Origin of the sequence: Hartmannibacter diazotrophicus (assembly GCF_900231165.1) — a bacterium.
Classification (GTDB): domain Bacteria; phylum Pseudomonadota; class Alphaproteobacteria; order Rhizobiales; family Pleomorphomonadaceae; genus Hartmannibacter; species Hartmannibacter diazotrophicus.
Genome location: NZ_LT960614.1, coordinates 1,416,544 through 1,434,930 on the forward strand (window position 1 = coordinate 1,416,544; position 18,387 = coordinate 1,434,930).

Below are 18,387 nucleotides of genomic sequence, written 5' to 3' on the forward strand. Positions count from 1 at the left end.
CGGTGGAAACGGCGCGCCCTGCTTCAGCAGTCGATCTCGATGACGTTGGCGTCTTTTTGCGGCTGGACTTCGCGCACGGCGGGAGGAGCAGGCTTTCTGGCGGCAACCCTTGGCGCCTCCGCCGGTGTGGGGGCGGGTGCCTGAGCCACTGGCGTCGTCTTCTGCTGCTCGGCGCGGAACTGCTCGATCGGAATGAACCCCGACTTGGTGCAGATCTCGAAGTGATCGACCTGGCGACGATCGGGGCCACGGAAATTCGGATCGTTGCGGCGGCGCCGGTCGGGTCCGTAGTAACCGGACTTGGTCTTGATATAGGTGCGCGGATTTTCCAGCACGCCGGTCAGCCGCTGGTGGAGCGCGCGCGGGCTGATCGGCTTCACCAGCACCTCGTCGACACCGTAGTTGATGGCCTTGCGGATGTTGTTGAGGTCGGCATGGCCCGTCACCATGATGATCGGCATCATGCGGTTCATGATGGACGGATCGTGGCGGAGCTTGTTGGCGATCTGGAAGCCGCTCGCTCCGGGCATCACGAGATCGAGGAAGAGGACGTCCACGAAGGTTGTCTTCATGAAGTCCATGGCGAGCTTCGGGTTCTCGAAGTCGACGATGTCGCGGTAGCCGAATTCCGACAGCACGGAACGCATCAGGCTGGAGAAATTCCGGTTGTCGTCCAGGAGGACGATCTGCTTGAATTCGACAGTCGTGCTGGCCGCCACGATAAGACCCCGCTTCCGCTTTGTCGCACACTATGAGCCGATCGCCTTAACAAGAGGTGAGGCCGTCGGGGATAATTGTCTCCGTTTTCCAATCGATTGCGCGTTTTGCGTGTCCAGGGCCGGCATGCGGTCATGCCAATTTGCGCGACTGCTCTTCACGGCGGTCTGCGTCGTGGGACCTGAAGCACAACCTTTTGGTTCAGGCGCGTGCGCTCGAACGTGGTGTGTTCCCGCCGCGGCGCGCAAAAAGAAATGGCGCGCGCCGGTGCGGCGCGCGCCATCTCGAAACAAGCAGCCCGGAAGGCTTACTTCGCCGCGCCGAAGAGCTCGGCGACATACTCCCAGTTGACCAGATGGTCGAAGAAAGCCTCCAGGTACTTCGGGCGGGCGTTGCGGTAGTCGATGTAGTAGGAGTGCTCCCAGACATCGCAGCCGAGCAGCGGCGTCGCGCCGTGGACCAGCGGATTCTCGCCGTTCGGCGTCTTCATGACGGTGAGCTTGCCGTCCTTCACGGCGAGCCAGCACCAGCCCGAACCGAACTGTCCGGCGCCGGCGGCAAGGAAGTCCTCGCGGAACTTCTCAACCGAGCCGAGGTCGGAGATGATGGCCTTTTCCAGTTCGCCCGGAATGGCGCCGCCGCCGTTCGGCTTCATCCACTTCCAGAAGTGGATGTGGTTGTAATGCTGGCCGGCATTGTTGAAGAGGCCGGCGTTCTTGCCGTAGCTCTCCTTCACGACCTCTTCCAGGCTCTTGCCTTCAAGGCCCGAGCCCTCCAGCAGCTTGTTGCCGTTGGTCACATAGGCCTGATGGTGCTTGTCGTGATGGTACTCCAGGGTCTCGGCCGACATGTAGGGGCCGAGCGCGTCATAGGCATAGGGAAGTGCGGGCAATTCAAAAGCCATCTTGAGCCTCCTTTGTGATCTTGGGGGTGGATTGCGAGCCACTCCTCGGGAAGTGAATGGTCGGAGACGCCGACAGTTCCCGGGCGAGGCAGGAAACATGCGTGCGATCGAGGTGGGGCGACTGCAACGTCGTGATTGGACGGGCGGACGATAACAGGACTTCGAAGGCTTCTCAATGCTGTGGCAGCATCGGACGAGGCCTGTTTCGAAGGTTGCGGCCGCGCCGGGCAGTCGCCCAAAAAAACGGCGGTTTTCGCCGGAAAAGCCCACTCCTCATGGGCGGGACATTCACCTATAGTTCATGTCTGTCGACCATTTTGGACAACAATTCGATTGCGAGGGGAAAGCCATGACTGGCGGCAATGAATCATCTGCACAAACCACTTCAGGCCTGAAATCGAGCGTGGCCATCGTTGTCGGAGTCGTGGCGACCGTTGCCCTCGTTGGCTGGGGGATCGTGATCTACCAGAACGGCAGCCAGAACGAGCTCGAGGCGCGGGTCGCAACGCTGCAGCAAAGCGTCGGGACCGAGGAGGAAATGCGTGCCCGTCTCGCCGGCCTGCAGCGGGAGACGACCGCCACCCACAACCGGCTTGTCTCCCAGGCGGCGGCCGTCGGGGTGCGCCAGAAGGAACTGACGGACGCAATCGGCAAGCTTGAGGCGGCCCAGTCGTCGACGGCCAAGGCGGTCGCGGACGAACAGGCGGCCCGCGCCTCGATCGAGATGCTGCAGGCCGAACTGCCGGATCTGCAGCGCAAGGTCGTGCGGCTGCACAATGACCTGGTGGCGAAGACGGCCGCTGTCGGCGCGCGCGAGACGCAACTGGCCGACCTGACCGCGAAGGTGAATGCGGCCTCCGAAATCGTCGCCGAGATCGAAAGCTGGAAGCTGCGTCGCTCCGATGCCGTGGCTGAGACGAAGGGGCTCGAGCGGGACGTGGTGCGCCAGAGGAGCCTGCTGGTTTCGCTGTCGGCCGCCAGCAATGCCCGCGCCGATCAGGTGACAAAGGCAACCGAGCAGAAGACCACCGCCGAGACCAGGGCCCGCGAGGCGGCGTCGGCAGCAGCGAAGGCGACCAAGACGCTGGCTGCCGCCGAGGAACAGCTCGCATCGACCGAGGACGCGCAAGTGGATGCCGAGCGCAAGCTCGTGCGCACCAACAACCAGCTCGTCCCGACACTGGCCGCGCTCGACGTGCGTCAGGGCCAGCTCGGCAAACTGAATGGCCAGATCGGCGACCTCGAAAGCCGCTCGCAGGAACTTTCCGCGCTGGCGGACGAAAAGTCCGGTCAGTTGAAGTCGATCGAAGGCGCGATGGCGACGGCCAAGGGACAGATCCTCGGCCTGCGCAAGATGCTGGACGAGAGCGTGGCCGGATTGGAAAGCTCCGTTCCGATGCAGTAAGGCCTCGCGCCGTTCTCTCCATCGAAAGCCCCGCGCGGACTGCCGTGCGGGGCTTTTTCTTGGGTCTTACGCCTTGCCGGTCACCTTCAGGGCGAAGGCATAGCGCAGCGCATATTCCTTGAGCGCATCGAAGCGCCCCGAAGCGCCGCCGTGCCCGGAATCCATGTCGACCTGAAGCAGGACGGGGTTGTCGCTGGTCGAGAGTTCGCGCAGGCGCGCCACCCATTTGGCCGGTTCCCAATAGGTCACGCGCGGATCGGTGAGACCGGCGACGGCGAGGATCGGCGGGTAGGGCTTGGCTGAGACATTCTCGTAGGGCGAATAGGACAGGATGATCTCGAAAGCCTCCTGGCTCTCGATCGGGTTGCCCCATTCCGGCCATTCGGGCGGCGTCAGCGGCAGGGTGTCATCCATCATCGTGTTGAGCACGTCGACGAAGGGCACGACCGCGATGATGCCGCCGAAGAGCGTCGGTGCCATGTTGGCGACCGCTCCCATGAGCATGCCGCCGGCCGATCCGCCCATGGCGACGATATTGCCGCGCCGGGTGAAGCCCTCCTCGACCAGATAGTCGCCGCAGGCGATGAAGTCGGTGAAGGTCTTTGTCTTTCCGGCCTTGCGCGCGGTCCGGTACCAGTAGTCGCCCTTGTCGTTGCCGCCGCGGATATGCGCGGTGGCATGGATGAATCCCCGATCGACGAGCGACAGCGAGGTCGTCGAGAAGGACGCCGACATGGCGATGCCATAGGCACCGTAGCCGTAAAGCAGGACGGGCGCGCTGCCGTCGAGCGGCGTGTCATTGGCGTAGAGCAGGGTGAGGGGGATCAACTCGCCGTCGGCGGCCGGCACATGAAGCCGGCGCGTCACGTAGTCGTCCGGGTTATGGCCGGACGGGACCTCCTGCTCCTTGCGCAAGGTCCGCTCTCCGGTCGCCATGTTGTAGTCGTAGACGCGCGACGGCGTCGTCGGCGACGAATAGGAAAAGCGCAGGATATCGGTGTCGAACTCGAAGCTGCCCATGAGACCGAGCGAATAGGCCTCCTCGTCGAAGTCGATGGCGTGTTCGGCGCCCGACGCCAGATCGCGGATGACGATCCGCGGCAGGCCGTTCTCGCGCTCCAGCCGCACCATGCGACCGCGATAGACGGTCATGCCGAGAATGAGCCGGCCCGGCTTGTGCGGCACCACGGCGGTCCAGTTCTCCCGGCCGGGCGAGGCGACCGGCGCAGCCACGATCTTGAAGTCGGGCGCATCCGCGTTGGTCAGGACATAGAAGAGGTCGCCGCCGTCATCGTCGACATTGTATTCAACGCCGGTCTCCCGGGGCGCGACGAGCCGGGGCTCGGCGGTCGGATCGTCGGCGGGAATGACGCGCACTTCCGACGTTTCGTGATCGTGGCTGTCGATGACGATGAAACGGCCCGACTGGGTCTTGCCGACACCGAGGAAGAACGCCGCGTCATTCTCCTTGTAGACGAGCGTGTCGTCGGAGGCCGGTGAGCCGAGGCGATGGAGGAAGATCTTTTCGGTCCGGTGGTTCTCGTTGAGAACAGCGTAGAAGACGTCCTTGGCATCGCTCGACCAGGCGCCGCCGCCTGACGTCGAGCCGATCTCGTCGGCAAGATCGGCGCCAGACGCGATGTCGCGGAACTTCAGGGTGTAGTATTCCGATCCCTTGTCGTCGAAGGCCCAGGCGAGCAGCGTGTGGTCTGGGCTGTGCGAGGCCCCGGCAAGGCGGAAATAGGCCTTGCCCTTGGCGAGCGCATCGGCATCGATCAGGATCTCTTCCGCTCCGCCCTCGCGTGCGGTGCGCACGAATTTCGGATGCTGCGCGCCTTCCTCATACCGTGAGGCATAGGCAAAGGGGCCATCCGGCGCCGGGACGGAACTGTCGTCTTCCTTGATCCGCCCGCGCATCTCCTTGACGAGCTGGTCCTGAAGCGCCTTGGTGTCGGCGAGAAACGCGTCGGTGTGGGCGTTCTCCGCCTCCAGGTGCGCCCGGATGTCCGGCTCGAGGACCGACTGGTCGCGAAAGACCTCCTGCCAATGCGCCGAGCGCAGCCAGCCGTAGTCGTCGCGAACGTCCGTGCCGTGAATGACGCGGGTCAGCGGGCGCTTTTCCGCAAGCGGTCCTCGGGACTTTGTTTTCATTTTGAGAGTGTCCGGTCGAGCTTCGAGGGAGGGGCATGCGGCGTGAGGATCAGGCCGCATGCGGAATTTCAGCCCTCACTAGTCCCGCCGGTGTCGAGTTTCAAGGCGTGGCCGTTCATGCAGTAGCGCAGACCCGTCGGCGCCGGCCCGTCGTTGAAGACGTGGCCGAGATGGGCATCGCAGGTCGAGCAGCGCACTTCCGTGCGGCGCATGAAGAACGACCGGTCGGAATGTTCCTCGACGGCATCCGCCGAGACGGGGGAGAAGAAGCTCGGCCACCCCGTTCCCGAATCGTATTTGGTTTCAGAGGCAAAGAGCGGATTTCCGCAGCAGACGCAGCGGTAGAGCCCGGCCGCCTTGCTATCCCAGTACGGACCGGTGAAGGCGCGCTCGGTGCCGTGCTTGCGCGTGACGCGGAATTGCTCGTCGGTCAGGATTCGGCGCCACTCGTCATCGGTTCTCTCAATCTTGTGGTCGACCGGTGCCGTCATGGTTTCTTTTCCTTCCTTCTGTCGCCAGCAAGGCACTGCCGCCTTGTATGGCACATCTTTTCATGTCTGATTTAGGCGTGCACCGGGGACAGGGCAACGCGGTTCACGCGAAATTCAGCTGCGCCGGGTATCGGCTGGGAGGCGTTCAGGACGTGACGGAGCGAGAGGCTCATGACGATGGCCAATGAATTCGGACTGCCGGTCGGAGAGGCCCTGCCGGACTGGAAGCCCGCCGAACGGCCGCCCGGGACGCCGATGGAAGGACGCCTCGTGCGGATCGAGCGATTGAACGCTGCCGCGCACGGGCCCTCCTTGTTCGACGCCTTCGCTCTCGACCGCAGCGGTCGCAACTGGACCTATATGACCGTCGGACCCTTTCCCGAACGGGATGGCTTCGACGCATGGCTTGCCACGGCCGAGACGAGCGCCGATCCGATGTTTCACGCCATCGTCGACAAGGCGAGCGGCGATGCGGTGGGCATCGCCAGCTACCTGAGGATCGACCCGAGTGTCGGCGTGATCGAGGTGGGCTTCCTGAGCTTTTCTCCGCGTCTGCAGTGCACGCCGCATTCGACGGAAGCCATGTATCTGATGATGGCCCGTGTCTTCGACGAGCTCGGCTACCGGCGCTACGAATGGAAATGCGACGATCTCAATGCGGCCTCGCGCAAGGCGGCGGACCGCCTGGGCTTCAGCTATGAAGGCACGTTCCGTCAGGCAACGATGTACAAAGGCCGCAATCGGGACACCGCCTGGTATTCGATCCTCGATCGCGAATGGCCACGGCTGAAGGCAGCCTTCGAGGCATGGCTCGCCCCGGAGAATTTCGATGCCGACGGTCGTCAGATCCAGTCGCTGAAGCGGTTGCGTCGCGGCTGAGCCGCAGGCAGCCATGGTAAATCCGGATCGGAAGCCCTATTTCACAAAGACATGTGCATTTTGCCACGGGGGGACAACGATTTGGCGAACGCTGGCAAGATTTTTAACAATTGACCGGCAAGGATTTGCCGTGAAAAAGCCGCCGGATATCCTTCCTCCCGGTTGCTGATCGCATGGGTGCAGCCTTCACCCTCCGGACCTGTTGAGCCAAGAACGCCGCCCTGACGGTCATTCGAACGAGCGAGTTGATGACGAGCGACGCCCATCACTGGATTTTTCTAGCCGCCGCCGCGCCCTTTCTAGCCGCCGCCATCGCCCCGCTCCTGCACAAGCTTCTCGGATCTCTGGCCGCATGGGTGCTGGCGCTCGTGCCGCTTTCGATCTTTGTCGGCTTCTGCGGGCTGATCGGCACCGTCTCGGCCGGCGAGCGCGTCGTCGTCGGCGTGCCGTGGCTGCCTGCCTACGGGTTCCAGCTCTCCTACATGGTCGACGGGCTCAGCCTGCTCTTCGCCCTGCTCATTTCGGGGATCGGCACCTTCATCGTGCTCTATTCGGGGGGCTACCTGAAGGGGCACCCGCAGCAGGGGCGCTTCTATTCCTTCATCCTCATGTTCATGGGAGCCATGCTGGGCGTCGTCCTCGCCGATAACCTCATCGCGCTCTTCATCTACTGGGAACTGACCTCGATCACCTCCTTCCTGCTGATCGGCTTCGACCACACCCGCGCCGCTTCGCGCCGCGCCGCACTGCAGGCGCTGCTGGTGACGGGGGCAGGAGGGCTTTCCCTGATGGCCGCCGTCGTCATGATCGGTTCGGAAGCCGGCACCAAGGAGATGTCCGAGATCCTGACCGATCCGGATGTCCTGCGCTCGTCCGCCCTTTATCTGCCGATCTTCCTGACGGTCCTCGGTGCGGCCTTCACCAAGTCGGCCCAGTTCCCGCTGCATTTCTGGCTGCCCAACGCCATGGAGGCGCCGACACCGGTCTCCGCCTACCTCCATTCGGCGACCATGGTGAAGGCGGGCGTCTATCTGCTGATGCGCCTGCAGCCGGTCATGGGCGACACGGAACTCTGGATGACGGTGCTGCCGATCTTCGGCGGCACGACGCTTCTCGTCGGTACGATCCTCGGCCTGCGCCAGACCGATCTGAAGCTGATGCTGGCCTATACGACCGTCGCTTCGCTCGGTCTCCTCGTCATGCTGACGGGCACCAGCAACGAGATCGCGATCGAGGGCGCGGTCCTCTATCTCTTCGCCCACGCGCTCTTCAAGGGCGCGCTCTTCATGGTCGCCGGCTGCGTCGACCATGAAGCAGGCACGCGCGACATCACCAAGCTCGGCGGTCTCAGGAAGGCGATGCCGATCACCTTCGGCGCCGCGCTGGTTGCGGCCGTCTCCATGGCCGGCCTGCCGCCGATGATCGGCTTCATTGCCAAGGAAGTGCTCTACGAGGGCGTCTTCGAAGTCAACTGGCTCTGGGTCATCGTCGCCGTCCTCGGCAATGGCATGATGTTCGCCCTCGGTTTCGCCGTGGCTCTGAAGCCGTTCCTCGGGCCGGAGGTTCACACGCCCAAGCACGCCCATGAGGGGCCGATCACATTGTGGCTGGGGCCGGTGGCTCTCGGGACCGTCGGGCTGCTGGCGGCGCTCTTCGCCCACTATTCCGCCGAATGGCTCATCGGCCCGATGACGGACGCCGTCCGCGGTGAGGCCGCTCATGTCGAGTTGCACCTGATCCCGCAGCACATCGGTTGGCCGCTGCTGCTGTCGCTGATCACCGTCGGTCTCGGCATTCTCGTCTATCGTTCGATCGACACCCTGCGCGGCATCGTCGCCGGAACGCTCACCGGCATCGGCTGGGGGCCGGACCGGGGCTTCGACCAGGTCGTTTCCGGCCTCGTCCGGTTTTCCGCCGCGCTCACCCACAAGCTACAGTCCGGCCGGCTCGAGGCCTACCTGACCGCGACCATGGCGCTGACGGCGCTCGTCGTCCTGGTGCCGATGATCGTCTTCGGCAGCCTGCCGGACATCTTCGTGCCGCTGGATCTCAAGTTCTACGAATGGACGATGGTCCTCATCGCGGTGCTCGGCCTCATTTCAGTCATCAACGCGCGCACTCGCCTGATCGCGATCGTCTCCCTGGGCATTCAGGGCTTTTCGGTCGCGGTGCTCTTCATGCTCTTCGGCGCGCCGGATCTGTCCTTCACGCAATTCATGGTCGAGACCCTGTCGGTGGTGATCCTCGCCCTCGTCATGACGCGTCTCAACGTCGCCGAGCAGGACCACCGTCCCTGGCGCCAGCGCGTCAGCGACGGCACCATCGCGATTGCCGGTGGCGCGGGCTTGGGACTGTTGCTTCTTGCCGTCACGCAAGTGCCCTTCGACAGCAAGCTGACCGACTTCTTCAACGCCTACAGCCGCACCATCGCCCACGGCCGCAACATCGTGAACGTGATCATCGTCGACTTCCGCGGCCTTGATACGCTGGGCGAGATTTCCGTGGTGATGACGACCGGCCTCGCCATCCTCGCCCTGGTGCGGATCAGCCGCCGGGCCCGGGTCGCCGCGGGCCCGGAAGAGATCGACACCTCGAAGTTCGCCAGGACGGGAGAACCGAAATGAAATCGGTCATCTTCAAGACGATCGCCCCCTACCTGACGGCGCTGATGCTGCTGTTCTCGGTCTTCATCCTGTTGCGTGGTCACAACGATCCGGGCGGCGGCTTCATCGGCGGCCTGGTCGCGGCCTCGGCCTTTGCGATCTACGGCCTCTCCAATGGTGTCGCGACCGTGCGCGTCGCGATCTATTTCCATCCGATGACGATCGCGGGCGCCGGCCTCGTACTCGCTACGGTCAGTGGCCTGATCTCGGTTTTCGCCGACGATCCGTTCATGACCAGCCAGTGGGTTTTCCCGGTGATTTTCGGTTCGGAGGTCGCGCTCTCCACCCCCATGCTCTTCGACACGGGCGTCTATCTGGTCGTCACCGGTGCGATCACGTCGATCGCCCTGTGTCTTGAAGAGCAGGACAAGCTGTAAGGAGAGACTCATGGAAGCCGCCTTTGCCGCGCTTGTCGCGATCTTCTTTGCCGTCAGCCTCTATCTCATGATGTCGAAGCAGCTCATCCGCATCCTGCTCGGCGTCGCCATCCTCGGCAACGCGGTCAACCTGCTGCTCTTCACGAGCGGCCGGCTGATGCGCGTCGTGCCGCCCATCATCCCCGAGGATTCGGACGTGCTGACCGGGCCAACAGCCAACGCCTTGCCCCAGGCGCTCATCCTGACGGCCATCGTCATCTCCTTCTCCTTCTTCGCCTTCCTTCTCGTGCTTGCCTTCCGCGCCTATCAGGAACTCGGGACGGACGACACGGACAACATGCGCGTCGCAGAACCGATCGACGACGCGTTGCCGCCGCAGGGATATTGAACCAAATGGCGACAACCGCCCACGGACCGACCGTCGATCTCGCGCTTGCGACCGTCACCTCGCCTCCGCCTCTGTCCGACTGGCTGGTCGTCGTGCCGGTCGTGCTCTGCCTCTCGTCCGCAGCCATCGCGCTGATGCTGCGCCGGCGCGTCGCGCTTCAGCCCGTGATTGCCATCGTGGCGCTGAGCCTGTTGCTCGCCACCGACATCGCGCTGCTCCTCAAGGTCTTCGTCGACGGACCGATCGTGATGGTGATGGGCAAATGGCTGGCGCCCTTCGGCATCGCCTTTGAGGTCGACGCGATGGGCATCACCTTCGCGACCACGGCCGCCTTCGTCGCGCTGGCCGGGGCCATCACCATGCGCGCCGAATTCAATCCCCTGGAACGGCGCTATGGCGCCTATCCGTTCCTGCTTCTCCTGATGGCCGGCGTCTCGGGCGCCTTCCTGACCGGCGACATCTTCAACCTCTACGTCTGGTTCGAGGTTCTGCTGATCTCGTCCTTCGGCCTGATCGTGATGGGCTCGGAAAAACCGCAGATCGACGGCGCGGTGAAATACGCGCTGCTCAACCTGATGGCGACGACGCTCTTCCTCGTTGCGACCGGCCTGCTCTACGGGACGCTCGGCACGCTGAACATGGCCGACATCGCCCGCATCACGCCGACCTTGCCATCGACGTCGCCACTGGTGCCGATCGCCGCGCTTTATTTTTTCGCCTTCGGCATGAAGGCGGCGGCCTTTCCGGTCAATTTCTGGCTGCCGGCCTCCTACCACACGCCGCGCGTCGTCGTGTCGGCGCTCTTTTCCGGCCTGCTGACGAAGGTGGGCGTCTACGCGTTGCTGCGCACGCTGATCCTGATGCTTCCCGTTCAGGCGGCCATGTACACCGACGTCGCCGCCTGGGTCGCGGGGCTGACCATTCTCGTCGGCGCCTTCGGCGCGCTGGCGCATTCCGACCTGCGCCGTCAACTCGGCTACATCATCGTCTCGGGCATCGGCGCGATGCTGGTCGCGATCGCCATCCCGAACACCGATGCGGTGGCTGGCGCGATCTTTTACGCAGTTCATTCGATGATCGTGATGACGGCGCTCTATCTCGCGGCCGGGATCATGGCGCGGCGGACCGGCGGAAGCTTCGACCTGCGCAAGCTCGGCGGCCTCTATGGCGCCGACCCGCTGCTCGCGGGCATCTTCCTCGTCCTGGCCCTCGCCGTCGCGGGCCTGCCGCCCTTCTCTGGCTTCTGGCCGAAGCTGATGCTCGTCGACGCCGCGATCTCTGCCGGGCATGGCTGGCTTGCCGCCGCCATCCTCTTTGGCGGGTTCCTGACGACGCTCGCCGTCGGCCGGGTCTGGATCTTCGCCTTCCTGCGCGGCGGTCCCGAGGGCACGGCCGACGGAACGACGGCCTTCGCACCGGTCGCTCTGGGCACGCCATCGACCCGGATCACCCTGATGGTGCCGCTCGTGGTCCTGACGCTGGCGGCGATCCTGATCGGCGTTTTCCCCGCGCCGCTGCATGTCCTGAGTTCGGTTGCGGCGTTCGGCTTGATCGATCCCTCCACCTATATCGGCGCCGTCTACGGCGCGGCGGGAGGCTAGTCCATGAACGCCCTCTATCTGGTCAACCTGCTCTTCGCGCTGCTTTGGGCCGCCATCACCAATTCCTATACGCTGCCGAACATCATTTTCGGCTTTCTGCTGGGACTGCTGGCCCTGTCGCTGGTGCGGCACCCGGTCGGAACCGTGAGATACTTCAGCCGCGGCCGGAAAATCGTGGAACTGGTGCTGCTCTTCTTCTGGGAACTGGTCCTTTCGGGCATCCGCGTCATGCGCGTCGTCATCAAGCCGGACATGAAGCTCAATCCCGGCTTCATCGCCTTTCCGCTGACGGTCACCCGCGATTTCGAGATCACGCTGCTCGCCAACCTCATCACCCTGACGCCCGGAACGCTTTCGGTCGATGTGTCCGAGGATCGGCGGTTCATCTACGTCCACTGTATCGATGTTCCGGACCCCGATGCGGTCGTCGCCGATATTCGCAGCGGCTTCGAGGCCAAGATCATCGAGGCGTTCCAATGAGCGAGACCATCTCCCATCTCGCGGACGGCTTCCTGAGCCTGTCCCTGACCCTGACGCTCGGCATGCTGTCGCTAGCCTTTCTCATGGTCGTCGTGCGCATCATGCGCGGCCCGACGCTGCCTGACCGCATCATCGGCCTCGATCTTCTTGTCGGCATCGCGATGGGCTTCATCGCGGCCATGGGAATCCTGTCGGGGATCTATCTCTATCTCGACATTGCGATTGCGCTCGGCCTCGTCGGGTTCCTTGCGACGGTGGCCTTCGCGCGCTTCGTCATTCGGCGGGGGCAGATGGGCGATGCCGCCGTAAAGGCACAAGCACCGCGGACAGCGGGCAAGACGGAGCAGACGTGATGATGACCGATCTTCTCGATATCGTTGCCGGGTTGCTGCTGCTGGCCGGCGGGCTCTTTGCGATGCTGGGTGCCCTGGGGCTCCTGCGCTTTCCGGACCTCTATACCCGCATGCATGCGGCCAGTAAGGCCGGAACACTCGGCTCGGGCTTCATTCTACTGGCCGTCGCCTTCTATGCCGGGGACCTGAGCGTTGCGATCCGCGCCATCGCCGCCGTCACTTTTCTGTTATTGACGGCGCCCGTTTCGGCTCATCTTCTGGCGCGTGCGGCTTATATTGCGGGCTACAAGCCCGATCCGTCGACGAAGATTGATGAATACAGGCGGGAGTTTCCCTGAGAATCACGCCGCTCTGCGAGTTGATCGGCGCTTTTCGGGAGTCAAATGGCGTTCCGCTGAATGCCTGATATGCGGAATTTGCATGCAAATTCCAGATTGATATTATTCATACATAAAATTGACTCAGCAAAACAAATTGTTATCCATAAGGATTGTGCTGTCAATCATGTGCGTTTGAAGCAATCATGCATAATTGACTCAGGTTTTGATATTTAGTAGGCAACCTTACCAATCATGATCATCTTGATGTTATCGGATGATTGTGAACCGGAAGTGGCCGAATCGGCTGGCAGATCGACAGGTTTTATTCCCGGCTGTTACAATTTCTCCATATTAGGGCGTGCATTCCCGGTAGGGCTATCTGTTCTTGAAGGCCTTTCTCCGGAAAACCATTGTCCCTGTCATGAAAATTGTGGCAAGTCGCAAATAAATTAGTGCTTCGGCAATAGTTGCTCTTGTCATCCCAAGAAAAAGGCGCTAACTGAAATCACTGCTTGAAATATGCGATTCCAGTCACAACTTGCTGACGTGCAATTAGGCAGTTTTTCCGAAGAATGGTCTCTCGACCCCCCTGCGTCGGTTGTGGCCATTGGGAAGTTTTTTTGAAAAAGGACCAATGTACGATGAGTGAAACAACCGGAAATGGAGCCGTGATCGACTTGGCGGCGGACATTGTTGCTGCTTATGTGAGCAACAATACGGTCCCGGCCGGCGAGCTGCCTGCGCTTATTTTCGATGTCGTCGGAGCACTCACGAAGATTCAGGGCGGCCCGGTCGAGGTTGAACCCGAACCGGTCAAGCCGGCGGTTCCGCTCAAGAAGTCTGTGACCAACGACTACATCATTTGTCTGGAAGACGGTAAGAAGTTCAAGTCGCTGAAGCGCCATCTGCGCACGCACTACAACATGTCTCCCGAAGAGTACCGGGAGAAGTGGAACCTCGCCCCCGACTATCCGATGGTGGCCCCCAACTATGCGGCTGCTCGTTCCGAGCTTGCCAAAAAGATGGGCCTCGGCCAGCAGCGCCGTCGCGATCGCTGATCTGCGCGGTTCTCTTGCAGCAGGCAAGCGCATTGCGGATCATGCGTATGACGGTTGCAAGACATTGCCGATCTGACGGTACATGACACTCGACGTGTCTCTGTCAGAGATCGATTAGCCCCGGTTCGCCGGGGCTTTTTCGTTTCTGCGAAACTGCAGATACAGGCAGGGCAGGCGAATGGCCGGCGCGGCGGTGCAGAAGAGGTGCCGCTTACCCGAGATCGTCTGCCGAGCGCACGTCGAGATCGTGGCCGCCGTCGCGGCTTTCGCTTTCCACGATCCAGCAATCGGGGTCGAACCGCCGTTCGCTCGCAAGGCGGCTATCGACGTCGGCCTCTGGCGCCGCGACCATGACCTGCTCGAAGATGCGCCCGCCGGTGGTTGCCGTTTCACCCTCTCCGAAAAAGGCCTGGGGGAGGGGAGCAAAAAGATCGGCCGTCCCATCAAGGCGACTGATCTTGACGAAGACGGCGCCAGCCTCGGCCGAGCCGCGGCGGACGACCGCGGTAAACCGTCCCCCGTCATTGCGTCGGCGAACATAGGCTGAAACCCAGAAATCGGTCGTAACGCGCATGGGTTGCCTGCCTGGCCTGAACTTCGTTGCGGGACGCAGATTTCGTGACGCGGAGGCGTCGGTTGTGCCGATCATACGGGGCCGTGCGGCGTGCTCCGGGGCCGGAGCGGGCAGTAGGCCCGAGGTGACCGGCAAGACGGTGCCGACTGGCCGACGTCGTCCGCGCCATCATGCCTGAAACAGGAGGTCGCAAGAAGCGGCGGCCGCTTGCCCTAGCCCGACGGAGCCCTCAGGCCGCCCATGTCAACGAGAGCCTTGAGAAAGGCCGCGTTGATCATCCCCGTTTTCGGCAGGCCGCGATAGGCCTCGAAGTTGCCGATGGCATCGCGCGTCTGCGGGGACAGGAGGCCGTCGGCGACGAGCGGGCCGAAGCCGAGACGGTTGAGCGCCTCCTGAATGCTGGCAATGCGCGGATCGCCGGCCTGCTGGAAGTCGGCACTGACTGGCGCCGGCTGTGACGGCACGCTCGCGGGCGTGACCGGAACCGTCGTCACCGCGATGTCGGACCTTGCCGGTGGCCTCGGGACGCTTTCGCCCGCCTCGGCGACAAGCGCGGCGAGGCCGTCCTCGCTCGAGGATGCCGGAGGAGTGGCCGAAGCCGGTTCGCTGGACGCCTGGCTGGCGAGCGCGCCGATGACATCGGCGTCGGCCGGAGAACGCGGCGGCAGAGTGGCGTTCAAACGCTGTTGGTCCGGGACAGATGCATCCGCACCGGCCAGTTGAGGCCGTACGCGGGGCAGGGGAACCGTCGCGGTCGCGGTTGCACTTGCCTGCTCGTCCGCCGCCGCTGCCACAGCGTCGACGGTGGCGGGTGGGGTGTGAGCAACGACGGGCAGGGCCCGCAGAAGAACCATGAGATCGGGCGAAGGTTCGCCGGTCGGCTGAAGGCTATGCGCCCTTTCGAAGGCTAGAATGGCCTTGCCGGTCATCGGGCCGCTGACACCGTCGACAACGCCGTCATAATAGCCGCGCTGCCGCAGACCCTGCTGGACCTCGGCAACCAGCCGCCGTTCGCGCTCGGTCGCCGGATCGGGCCGTGTAGCCGAAATGCTCTGGGTCGTGGCGGGGCCGGCATCGCCGTCGACGACGATCCGCGGCATCTTGAACAGCGGATTGGGGTGCTGCCCCGGCTGGAGGGCGATGGCGTTGGTGATGATGGCGCTCGCCATCACGATCATGACGATGGCGCCGCCCGCCGCGGTCGGATTGGCGGCGAGCGCATCGATGCCACGCACGAGAAAGCCGCGTCTGGCGTAGTTTTCTGCTCGCATTGCTCAGGCCCTCTTGGCAAGGCGTGCGGCCGGGGCGGCGTCGCCGGTCAAGGCCGGCCGCAGACGCGTCGGCGCGTCGCTGTCGCCGCGGCAAGGCAGCGTTACTGTCACTGTCGTTCCCATGCCCAGTTCACTATCGATCTTCAGACTGCCGCCGTGCAGCGCGACAAGACCCTTGACCACCGAAAGACCAAGGCCCGTGCCCTCATGGCGGCGATTGTAGCCCGTGTCGGCCTGCACGAAGGGCGTTCCGAGCCGTGGCAGGTCGGCAGGAGCAATACCAATTCCATCGTCACGCACAAACAAGGCGATCGAACGGCCTGTCCTCTTGGCGCCGCAGACAATCTCGCCGCCCGCATCGGTGAACTTGACCGAGTTGGAGAGCAGATTGAGGAGAATCTGGCGCAAGGCCCGCTGATCGGCGACCAGCTCGGGCAGGTTCGGCTCGACGTCGGTACGAAGGTTCAGGCCGTTGGTTTCGGCCTGCCGCTGCATGAGCTGCAGGCAGCGGTCGAGCAGCGGCGCCACTTCGATCGGCTCGGCCAGAACGTCGAAATTCCCGGCCTCGATCTTGGCCATGTCGAGGATGTCGTTGACCACCTGCAGCAGATGTTCGCCGGCTTCGTGGATGAGACGGACATATTCCTTCTGCCGGTCGTCGGGAAGGGGGCCGAAGATCTCCTGGCCCAGCAGATCGGAAAATCCGATGATCGCGTTGAGCGGCGTGCGCAACTCGTGGCTGACGTTCGCTAGGATGCGTGTCTTGGCGACGCTCGCTTCCTCGGCGGCCGCGCGGGCATGGATGAGTTCGGCTTCCTGCTGCTTGCGCCCGGCGATATCGCGAATGACGACCGAGACGCGCTCCTCGCCGACGGCCGTTTCCGCGCTGAGCTTGCGCATCGAGGCTTCGACCCAGACGAAGCCATCGGCGTGATTGCCGTCCTCGGTCCGGCGCAGGCGGAATTCGATGTCCGCATGGCCCTCGTGCAGCGTGTCGGACAGGGCGTTGAGATAGGCCGGGCGGTCGCCGACGTGGACGCGGCGGAAGAGACCTTCGCCATGCAATTCGCTCGACATGACCCCGAGCAGTCGTCCGGCAGCCGGCGAAGCATAGGCAACGTCGCCATTGGCAAGGTGACAGGTCACGATGTCGTCGCTGGCACTGGCGAGCAGGCGGTAGCGCGTCTCGCCCTGCCGCCAGCGCGTTTCACTGGCCTTGCCGACATGCTGGATGCGGATAGCGACCAAGGCCGTGTAGCCGATGGCAAAGAGACACGTTCCGGCGGCCACCAGGTCGTGCGAATCGGCGAGAGCCGCCGCGGGGGACGCGACGACGCCGAAGCTGACCATGGCCGCGCCGGCAAGGCCGAGGGCGCCGATCAGCGCCGAGCCGACGATGGCCTTCCGCTCGCCGCACAGGGCGGCTTCCACCGGAATGACCGCCAGCCAGAGCAGCGCGAAGGACGAAAGGCCGCCCGTCCACAGCGTGACCCAGAAGACGAGGACGCTCATGGAGGTGGCAGACAGAAGGTGGCCGACGACAAGCTGGCCGCTACGCGAGACATAGGCCGCAGCGAGCACCTGAAGGCCGACGAGCGAAAGCGCGACCACCGTGAAGACGGCGGAGCTGCCGCCGGCCAGAACCGCAATCGGAAGCAGCACGAGCGCCGCGAGGCCGCCAACGAGATGCGACCCTATGAAGGACCGATGCCGCGCCATCAAAAGCGGGTCATGGGCTGCGCCATCATGGACGAGACCGTCAAGAGACGCCCCGATGGACCGCACGAGCTCCTGGATACGCAATACGACACCCCACATGGCATGGGCCGGATCTGAACCCGGCTTCATCTTGCTGCCGAGATTGCCACCACGGGCTTTAACGAAGGCTAATCACGAGGCCGATCGGGGGCCGAAACACTGCGGGAAAAGGGGTTGAATGACTGAGGGAGGCGCCTAATCGCTTTTACGGTGAACACCGCGTTAATCGGCAAGAGACCGGCAAATTTGCGGCCGATATCGGATCTGGATAGGGTCTAAGTCTATGTAAATAAGAGAAATAATTGGTTTCCGAAGCCTTTCGCCTGCACGCCAAATTCAATTCAAATGTCATCGCCGTCCTCAAACGGATCGCAACAGGCTTGTGCCAGGATCGTGAGTGTGAAGCGAGGTCGGCCGGCAGATGATCGGAGCGACCTGCCGCAGCAGCGGACAAGCAAGGACGAGTCTTCTCCAATGATGTTTCTGATCCGCACCGCCTTCTGGTTGACGATCGTCATCGCACTGATTCCCGTGGATGGGCGCGAGCAGGCTGCCGATGCCGGCGAGGCCCCGCCTCTCGGGGCGATGGAGGCCATCTATGCCGCGCAGGCGACGGCCAGCGATCTTGGCGGCTTCTGTGGCCGCAACCCGAACGTTTGCCAGATTGGTGGCCGGATCGCCTCGACCATGGCCCTGAAGGCCAAGACCGGCGCACGCATGGTCTACGAATGGATCGACGGCGAAGAGAAGGCGCAAAATCCCGCCAGCGGCCTTGATACCCTGACCGAAGAGGATCGCCGGATTTCCTCCAAGGCGTGACCGCTCCAGCCGCCATTGATGGCACTATCGTCCGGATTCCGGCCGCAGGTCCCGAGGATTTGTTCTCGGGCCAAGCTGGCGGGGCGAACCGGAAAATCCTTTTATTCTGGAGCGTTGCCGCCATTCGGGCGGCGCGGGAAGAGCCGAAGGGTGCTTCTGTCCGGCGTGGGCGCTAAAA

19 protein-coding genes are annotated in these 18,387 nt (G+C 63.4%); 11 read left to right on the top strand and 8 right to left on the bottom strand.

The features are described from left to right. Positions 1–23 precede the first annotated feature (23 nt). Both HDIA_RS06545 and HDIA_RS06550 read right to left on the bottom strand, forming a co-directional pair. Positions 24–719: a response regulator gene (locus HDIA_RS06545; protein WP_099555433.1), complete on the bottom strand. Its 696-nt coding sequence runs from the start codon at positions 717–719 to the stop codon at positions 24–26. Positions 720–1,024: 305 nt separating this feature from the next. Beyond that, positions 1,025–1,621, bottom strand: coding sequence for a superoxide dismutase (locus HDIA_RS06550; protein ID WP_099555434.1), 597 nt, complete (start codon positions 1,619–1,621; stop codon positions 1,025–1,027). A 403-nt stretch (positions 1,622–2,024) separates the two neighbouring features. Between HDIA_RS06550 and HDIA_RS06555 the strand changes: the two genes are divergently transcribed. After that, positions 2,025–3,026, top strand: a complete 1,002-nt coding sequence (locus HDIA_RS06555; protein WP_099555435.1) for a coiled-coil domain-containing protein — start codon at positions 2,025–2,027, stop codon at positions 3,024–3,026. Positions 3,027–3,092: 66 nt separating this feature from the next. On the opposite strand, the gene HDIA_RS06560 is transcribed toward HDIA_RS06555, so the two are convergent. Together HDIA_RS06560 and msrB are read right to left on the bottom strand one after the other, a co-directional pair. Next, a complete protein-coding gene (locus tag HDIA_RS06560; protein ID WP_099555436.1) occupies positions 3,093–5,177 on the bottom strand; it encodes a S9 family peptidase in 2,085 nt (694 codons plus the stop codon). 68 nt (positions 5,178–5,245) lie between these two features. After that, the gene (gene msrB / locus HDIA_RS06565; RefSeq protein ID WP_099555437.1) at positions 5,246–5,668 is read right to left on the bottom strand and encodes a peptide-methionine (R)-S-oxide reductase MsrB; all 423 of its coding nucleotides are present in this window, start codon (positions 5,666–5,668) and stop codon (positions 5,246–5,248) included. Between the two features lie 171 nt (positions 5,669–5,839). On the opposite strand from msrB, the gene HDIA_RS06570 reads away from it, so the two are divergent. Next, positions 5,840–6,547, top strand: coding sequence for a GNAT family N-acetyltransferase (locus HDIA_RS06570; RefSeq protein WP_245884187.1), 708 nt, complete (start codon positions 5,840–5,842; stop codon positions 6,545–6,547). A 41-nt stretch (positions 6,548–6,588) separates the two neighbouring features. Here HDIA_RS06570 and HDIA_RS25205 read toward each other — a convergent pair whose 3' ends face one another. After that, on the bottom strand, positions 6,589–6,813 hold the full coding sequence (locus tag HDIA_RS25205) for a hypothetical protein (protein WP_157775388.1): 225 nt from the start codon (positions 6,811–6,813) through the stop codon (positions 6,589–6,591). On the opposite strand from HDIA_RS25205, the gene HDIA_RS06575 reads away from it, so the two are divergent. The 8 genes from HDIA_RS06575 (at position 6,796) to HDIA_RS06610 (ending at position 13,787) form a co-directional block, all read left to right on the top strand. After that, on the top strand, positions 6,796–9,171 hold the full coding sequence (locus HDIA_RS06575) for a putative monovalent cation/H+ antiporter subunit A (RefSeq protein ID WP_099555438.1): 2,376 nt from the start codon (positions 6,796–6,798) through the stop codon (positions 9,169–9,171). The genes HDIA_RS25205 and HDIA_RS06575 overlap by 18 nt on opposite strands. Next, positions 9,168–9,587 carry a Na+/H+ antiporter subunit B gene (locus HDIA_RS06580; protein WP_099555439.1) on the top strand — a complete coding sequence of 140 codons (420 nt, stop codon included), beginning with the start codon at positions 9,168–9,170 and terminating at the stop codon, positions 9,585–9,587. The genes HDIA_RS06575 and HDIA_RS06580 overlap by 4 nt, the downstream gene beginning before the upstream one ends. A 10-nt stretch (positions 9,588–9,597) precedes the next feature. Then, complete coding sequence (locus HDIA_RS06585; protein WP_099555440.1) at positions 9,598–9,975, top strand: Na+/H+ antiporter subunit C; 378 nt, start codon at positions 9,598–9,600, stop codon at positions 9,973–9,975. A gap of 5 nt (positions 9,976–9,980) precedes the next feature. Further along, the gene (locus HDIA_RS06590) at positions 9,981–11,576 is read left to right on the top strand and encodes a Na+/H+ antiporter subunit D (RefSeq protein WP_099555441.1); all 1,596 of its coding nucleotides are present in this window, start codon (positions 9,981–9,983) and stop codon (positions 11,574–11,576) included. Between the two features lie 3 nt (positions 11,577–11,579). Further along, on the top strand, positions 11,580–12,056 hold the full coding sequence (locus HDIA_RS06595; RefSeq protein WP_099555442.1) for a Na+/H+ antiporter subunit E: 477 nt from the start codon (positions 11,580–11,582) through the stop codon (positions 12,054–12,056). Continuing rightward, entirely contained in the window at positions 12,053–12,409 is a 357-nt protein-coding gene (locus HDIA_RS06600; RefSeq protein ID WP_099555443.1) for a cation:proton antiporter, read from the top strand. The genes HDIA_RS06595 and HDIA_RS06600 overlap by 4 nt, the downstream gene beginning before the upstream one ends. A 2-nt stretch (positions 12,410–12,411) precedes the next feature. After that, positions 12,412–12,747, top strand: coding sequence for a monovalent cation/H(+) antiporter subunit G (gene mnhG, locus HDIA_RS06605; RefSeq protein WP_099558748.1), 336 nt, complete (start codon positions 12,412–12,414; stop codon positions 12,745–12,747). Between the two features lie 623 nt (positions 12,748–13,370). Continuing rightward, positions 13,371–13,787 carry a Ros/MucR family transcriptional regulator gene (locus HDIA_RS06610; protein ID WP_099555444.1) on the top strand — a complete coding sequence of 139 codons (417 nt, stop codon included), beginning with the start codon at positions 13,371–13,373 and terminating at the stop codon, positions 13,785–13,787. A gap of 211 nt (positions 13,788–13,998) precedes the next feature. Here HDIA_RS06610 and HDIA_RS06615 read toward each other — a convergent pair whose 3' ends face one another. The 3 genes from HDIA_RS06615 to HDIA_RS06625 all read right to left on the bottom strand — a co-directional run bounded on the left by HDIA_RS06615 (position 13,999) and on the right by HDIA_RS06625 (position 17,480). Continuing rightward, a complete protein-coding gene (locus HDIA_RS06615; protein ID WP_099555445.1) occupies positions 13,999–14,361 on the bottom strand; it encodes a DUF1491 family protein in 363 nt (120 codons plus the stop codon). Between the two features lie 212 nt (positions 14,362–14,573). Then, positions 14,574–15,632, bottom strand: coding sequence for a peptidoglycan-binding domain-containing protein (locus tag HDIA_RS06620; protein WP_099555446.1), 1,059 nt, complete (start codon positions 15,630–15,632; stop codon positions 14,574–14,576). Positions 15,633–15,635: 3 nt separating this feature from the next. After that, entirely contained in the window at positions 15,636–17,480 is a 1,845-nt protein-coding gene (locus HDIA_RS06625; protein WP_099555447.1) for a PAS domain-containing sensor histidine kinase, read from the bottom strand. A gap of 384 nt (positions 17,481–17,864) precedes the next feature. Here HDIA_RS06625 and HDIA_RS06630 point away from each other — a divergent pair, with 384 nt between their 5' ends. Continuing rightward, complete coding sequence (locus HDIA_RS06630) at positions 17,865–18,209, top strand: DUF5330 domain-containing protein (RefSeq protein WP_099555448.1); 345 nt, start codon at positions 17,865–17,867, stop codon at positions 18,207–18,209. The last annotated feature ends 178 nt before the right edge of the window (positions 18,210–18,387 follow it).

Bases quoted from the DNA above. Each gene is read 5' to 3' on its own strand.
- HDIA_RS06575 (WP_099555438.1), top strand. From the start codon at position 6,796: ATGACGAGCGACGCCCATCACTGGATTTTTCTAGCCGCCGCCGCGCCC.
- HDIA_RS06570 (WP_245884187.1), top strand. From the start codon at position 5,840: ATGACGATGGCCAATGAATTCGGACTGCCGGTCGGAGAGGCCCTGCCG.
- HDIA_RS06595 (WP_099555442.1), top strand. From the start codon at position 11,580: ATGAACGCCCTCTATCTGGTCAACCTGCTCTTCGCGCTGCTTTGGGCC.
- HDIA_RS25205 (WP_157775388.1), bottom strand. From the start codon at position 6,813: ATGGGCGTCGCTCGTCATCAACTCGCTCGTTCGAATGACCGTCAGGGC.
- HDIA_RS06630 (WP_099555448.1), top strand. From the start codon at position 17,865: ATGATGTTTCTGATCCGCACCGCCTTCTGGTTGACGATCGTCATCGCA.
- mnhG (WP_099558748.1), top strand. From the start codon at position 12,412: ATGACCGATCTTCTCGATATCGTTGCCGGGTTGCTGCTGCTGGCCGGC.
- HDIA_RS06590 (WP_099555441.1), top strand. From the start codon at position 9,981: ATGGCGACAACCGCCCACGGACCGACCGTCGATCTCGCGCTTGCGACC.
- msrB (WP_099555437.1), bottom strand. From the start codon at position 5,668: ATGACGGCACCGGTCGACCACAAGATTGAGAGAACCGATGACGAGTGG.
- HDIA_RS06550 (WP_099555434.1), bottom strand. From the start codon at position 1,621: ATGGCTTTTGAATTGCCCGCACTTCCCTATGCCTATGACGCGCTCGGC.
- HDIA_RS06560 (WP_099555436.1), bottom strand. From the start codon at position 5,177: ATGAAAACAAAGTCCCGAGGACCGCTTGCGGAAAAGCGCCCGCTGACC.
- HDIA_RS06600 (WP_099555443.1), top strand. From the start codon at position 12,053: ATGAGCGAGACCATCTCCCATCTCGCGGACGGCTTCCTGAGCCTGTCC.
- HDIA_RS06620 (WP_099555446.1), bottom strand. From the start codon at position 15,632: ATGCGAGCAGAAAACTACGCCAGACGCGGCTTTCTCGTGCGTGGCATC.
- HDIA_RS06615 (WP_099555445.1), bottom strand. From the start codon at position 14,361: ATGCGCGTTACGACCGATTTCTGGGTTTCAGCCTATGTTCGCCGACGC.
- HDIA_RS06610 (WP_099555444.1), top strand. From the start codon at position 13,371: ATGAGTGAAACAACCGGAAATGGAGCCGTGATCGACTTGGCGGCGGAC.
- HDIA_RS06580 (WP_099555439.1), top strand. From the start codon at position 9,168: ATGAAATCGGTCATCTTCAAGACGATCGCCCCCTACCTGACGGCGCTG.
- HDIA_RS06625 (WP_099555447.1), bottom strand. From the start codon at position 17,480: ATGAAGCCGGGTTCAGATCCGGCCCATGCCATGTGGGGTGTCGTATTG.
- HDIA_RS06585 (WP_099555440.1), top strand. From the start codon at position 9,598: ATGGAAGCCGCCTTTGCCGCGCTTGTCGCGATCTTCTTTGCCGTCAGC.